Raw genomic sequence first — 4,620 nt, 5'->3', positions numbered from 1 at the left:
GTCGAGGCCGGACTGAAAGTGCTGCGCGAGGGCGGGAATGCCATCGATGCGGCGATTGCTGTCCATGCCGTGCTGGGGCTTGTCGAGCCGCAAAGCTCCGGCATCGGCGGCGGGGCTTTCATGGTCTATTATGACCGCGAGGCCGATGAGTTGACCGTATTCGATGGCCGCGAGACGGCGCCGGCCGCCGCAGACGAGAATTTGTTCATCGAGGATGGCGAAGTGCTTTCCTACGTGCCGGCCTGGCAGTCGGGCCGCTCGACCGGTGTGCCGGGCATGATCGCGCTCTACAAGACGGCGCACGAAGAGGCCGGACAGGCCGACTGGGCGAGCCTGTTCCAGCCGGCGATCGCCCTGGCGGAGACCGGATTTGAAGTCTCCCCGCGCCTGGCGGGCCTGCTTGCAAATGAGCGGCTGCGCGGAGCCTATCAGCTTGATGACCTGCCGGTCAGCGCGGCCTATTTCTATCCAGATGGCGAACCGCTCAGCATCGGTACGGTGCGCGATAATCCCGATTATGCCGCCACGCTGAAAGCCGTGGCCGAGACCGGCCCGGAAGCGTTCTATACCGGCGCGAATGCCGAAGCGATTGTCGCTGCGGTTAGCGCCGAGCCGCTGGGCGGGGCGATGACGCTTGAGGATCTTACCAATTACGAGGTGAAGATCCGCCCGGCCGTCTGCGGCGAGCATGAAGAGGTACGCATCTGTTCGGCGCCGCCGCCAAGCTCTGGCGCGATCACGCAGAACATGATCTTCGGGCTGTATAATAGGATGATCCCGCAGGATGATGATCTCGCAGAGGAAGATGTCCTGCTCGCCTGGGTCGATGCCCAGCGCCTCGCCTATGCTGACCGAGACCACTATGTCGGCGACGCCGATTTTGTTCAGGTGCCGACAGAGGATCTGATTGATCCCGACTATCTCGATGTGCGGGCAAGCGAGGCGGGGCCGTTCGATGGGACGCCCCAGCCGGGTGATCCTGGCGAGGTGCTTGGCCGCGGGCCGATGATCGGCATGTGGGGCCGCGACCTCACCGACGAAACGCCCGGCACCACGCATATCTCGATCATCGACCAATATGGTAATGCCGTCTCCATGACGGCGACTGTAGAGTCCGCCTTCGGCAATTCGCGCATGGTCAACGGCTATGTGCTGAACAATCAGCTGACCGATTTCTCGCGTCAGCCGCGGATCAATAATCTGCCGGTGGCGAATGCGCCTGCGGCAGGAAAGCGCCCGCGCTCCTCCATGTCGCCGACCATTGTGTTCGACGAGGACGGCGAGCTGCTCATGGTGACAGGCTCGCCGGGCGGCAACTCAATTGTGGCCTATGTGTCGAAGACGCTGATCGGCGTGCTGGAGTGGAATCTGACTGCGCAGGAAGCGATCAATCTTCCCAACGTGATCGCGCGGGGGGAGACGGTCGGTGTCGAGATCGATGTCCCGACCGGCCAGCAATGGGCCGACGTGCTGTCTGCGATAGGCTATAATGTGGAAGAGCGGACGGGCGAGAATTCAGGGCTTCATGTCATCGTGGTGCGCGATGGCTATCTCGAAGGCGGCGCCGATCCGCGCCGGGAAGGCGTGGCGCTGCCGGTTGAGGAGTAGGCCCAGACCGCCGAACGGTCGAGGGAGACGGGCGTTGAAAGCTAGCCCTCTGCTTCCGGCAGGAGCACCCTGAACGCTGTCCCGTCAGGCCCGGTCGATACAAGCTCAACATCGCCGCCCATGGACCGGGCGAGATCGCGCGACAGGGCGAGGCCGAGGCCTGTGCCGTCGCGCCGGGTCGAGCTGGCGAAGGGCTTGAACAGGGTCTCGCGCGCCTTGTCCGGCACGCCCGGGCCGGTATCGGCAAAGAGGAGACCTGTTTCATCGGATGAGACACGGATCTCACCGCCGTCGGTCATGGCTTCTGCGGCGTTGCGGATGAGATTGGCCGCGATCCTGTGCAGATGGTCTGCGTCGGCTGTGCGCGTATCGGCGGCGTTTACCTCATTGACGAAGGTCACGGCGTCCTGCTGCGCGAGCGCCTCAAGGGCGGCTTCGTCGATGGCCACGCGCAAGCTGACAGGTTGCAGGTTCGCAGGCGGGGTTGTCGAGCGGCCATATTTCAGCGTTTCGCTGGCAAGCTTGATCGCCCGTTCCAGGGCACGCTCAAGGCGCGGGACAGAGCGTTGTACGCGGGGATCGGCTGATGATGAGAGCGCGTCCGAGGCAAGCTGCGCGGTGGCCAGCGAGTTGCGCAAATCGTGATTGATCTTGGCCACTGCTTCGCCGAGCAGGGCGAGGCGTTCGCGCTGGCGGAAGCTGTCTGAGACCGCGCTTTCCATATCGGCAAGCGCGTTCTGGGCGCGGCCGATTTCGTCCTTGCGGGTGGTCGGCGAGAGGCGTTTGCGCCAGCCGCCCGGATCGGCGCGGAACTGGATGACGGAGTCGGTGACGCGCTGCATGGGCCGCACAACGAGAAGGAAGAGAAGCAGATAGATGAGCGCACCTGCCGTCAGCGAGATCAGTAGGGAAATGCCAAGGATGCGCCAGCCAAAGGCGGCAAGGCCCTCTTTCAGCGGCGCTTCCGGCAGGACGATTTCCAGCGTGCGGCCGGGCGCAGAGCCCATGGCGCGCACGATCAGGAGGCGGCCGTCTTCAGAGCTCCAGGTATCGATCGTCTCCATGATTGAGCCCATCATGCTCTCTTCCATCAGGTCGACGAATTTGGTCGGCCCTTCCAGCGGCATGACGGGCGGCAGGATCTGTTCGCGCATATCCTCGCTGAGCTCGGCGACGGCGAGGACTTCGGCGCGCTGGAGAAGGTCATTGGAAAGTTCCTCGGACACCATCCGGCTCGGCGCGGCTTCAAGCGACAGCGCGGCAATGCGCGCGGCCTCAACGCGCGTATCGAGCCAGTTGTCGCGGTAATTGGCAGCGCTCGGCAGGAAGACCAGGAATTCGACCAGCAGGATCGCGCAGATCGTCACCGCAAACAGGCGGACCGACAGGCTGTCAAACAGTCCTGAGCGCCCGTTGCGGGGAAGGGAAGCTGGCGTGTCGGGCACGCGCGAGGAAATAGGCTACGGGATGCGTTGAAGCAAGCTGACAAGCGTCCGGGCAGTCTTGCCGAAGACGCTGTCTGTGAAGTGCGCACTGGCGGCGCGTTTCACGACTTCGGCGCGCGTCGGGTAGGGCGAGATGAAATTGGTCAGCGACTGGACCTTCATGTCGTTCGACATGGCATAGCCGGCGATCTGGATAATGTCGCCTGCGCCTTCGCCGACGATCGAGGCGCCAAGAAGCTTGCCCTTGTGGATGATGAGCTTGCATTCGCCCTTTGTCTTGCCTTCGGCGATGGCGCGGTCATTCTCGTCGAAGGCAAAGCTCGAGACAGAGACGCTGTCGCCGAACCGCTCCCGGGCCTCGGCTTCCATCAGACCGACCTGCGCGACTTCGGGCGAGGTATAGGTGACAGCCGGGAGCGGCAGGGAGGTCGCCTTGGTCCTCTGTTTGAAGAAGGCGCGTCGGACGAATACAGAAGCATGCCAGCCGGCCAGATGGGTGAACTGGCCCATGCCGGCCGCATCGCCCAGCACCCAGACATTCTTGTTGGACACAGAGCGCAGCTTTTCATTGACGAGGATGCCCTGTTTGTCGGTCTCGACGTCGCCGGCCTCAAGCGCGAGACCGTCCGTAATCGCCTGGCGGCCCGTGGCAACGAGAAGATGTGAGCCGGTGACCGACTTGCGTTCGCCATCGCCCCTTTCGGTGTCGACCGAGATTTGCCCGCCGCTTTCGGAAACGGAGACCGCCTTGTGGTTTTCGAGCAGGCTCACCCCTTCATCGGCCATCGCCTGCGCGGCGATTTCGGCATGCGCTCGATCTGCGCGGGCCAGCACTTTGCCCATCTCAATGACCGTGACGTCTGAGCCGAGCCGGCGGAAGGCCTGCGCCATTTCCATGCCGATCGGACCGCCGCCGAGAATGATCAGGTGAGACGGGAGCTCAGGAATATCGAAAAGGGTCTCATTGGTCAGATAAGGCACCATTGCCAGGCCCGGAATGGGCGGAATGGCGGCTTTCGAGCCGGTGGCAAGGATAATGCGCTTGGCGGTTACACGGGCCGTCGGAGAGGCGAGCGTGTTGCGATCTGAAAAGTGAGCGTGCTCACGGATAACGGTGACGCCGAGATCCTCGAACCGTTCCTGGCTGTCGACCGGCGCAATCGTGTCGATCGCCTTGCGGATATGGGCTTGTACGCCTGCCCAGTCTGTCCGGGGCGCACCGGACTTGATGCCATGGGCTTCGCTGTCGCGGGCGGCCTGGGCGTATTTCGCGGCCGAGATCAGCGCTTTTGACGGGACACAGCCGGTGTTCAGGCAGTCACCGCCCATTTCGCCTTCTTCGAAGAGAACGACATTGAGCCCCAGCATAGCTGCCCCGGCGGCTGCGGAAAGGCCTGCGGAGCCTGCGCCGATAATGGCAAGGTCTGCCTTGATATGCCGGTGCGGCGCTGTGCCTGGCGCATGCGGCGCTGGCTCGGTTGCGACCGTGTCTGGCGACTGATCGCCTTCAAGCGGCGGACGGGGATTTGGTTCGGTGGCGTAGTCGGTGTTCATTGGGCGGCTTCTG

3 protein-coding genes are annotated in these 4,620 nt (G+C 63.5%); 1 reads left to right on the top strand and 2 read right to left on the bottom strand.

Annotated elements, in window-relative coordinates:
• Window positions 1–1,608, top strand: a 1,608-nt coding sequence (locus WA989_RS14205; RefSeq protein ID WP_424341142.1) for a gamma-glutamyltransferase family protein, incomplete at its 5' end; no start/stop codon positions are given.
• Between the two features lie 41 nt (window positions 1,609–1,649).
• Here WA989_RS14205 and WA989_RS14200 read toward each other — a convergent pair.
• Together WA989_RS14200 and WA989_RS14195 are read right to left on the bottom strand one after the other, a co-directional pair.
• Entirely contained in the window at window positions 1,650–3,053 is a 1,404-nt protein-coding gene (locus WA989_RS14200) for a sensor histidine kinase (protein WP_424341141.1), read from the bottom strand.
• Between the two features lie 15 nt (window positions 3,054–3,068).
• Entirely contained in the window at window positions 3,069–4,607 is a 1,539-nt protein-coding gene (locus WA989_RS14195; protein WP_424341140.1) for a dihydrolipoyl dehydrogenase family protein, read from the bottom strand.
• Window positions 4,608–4,620: the final 13 nt, after the last annotated feature.

The organism is Henriciella sp., from assembly GCF_049649345.1.
GTDB lineage: Bacteria > Pseudomonadota > Alphaproteobacteria > Caulobacterales > Hyphomonadaceae > Henriciella.
This window is presented reverse-complemented; position numbering and strand designations above follow the sequence as displayed.

What these genes read in the sequence shown, in the direction of transcription:
- WA989_RS14195 (WP_424341140.1), bottom strand. Translation starts at nt 4,607, where the DNA reads ATGAACACCGACTACGCCACCGAACCAAATCCCCGTCCGCCGCTTGAA.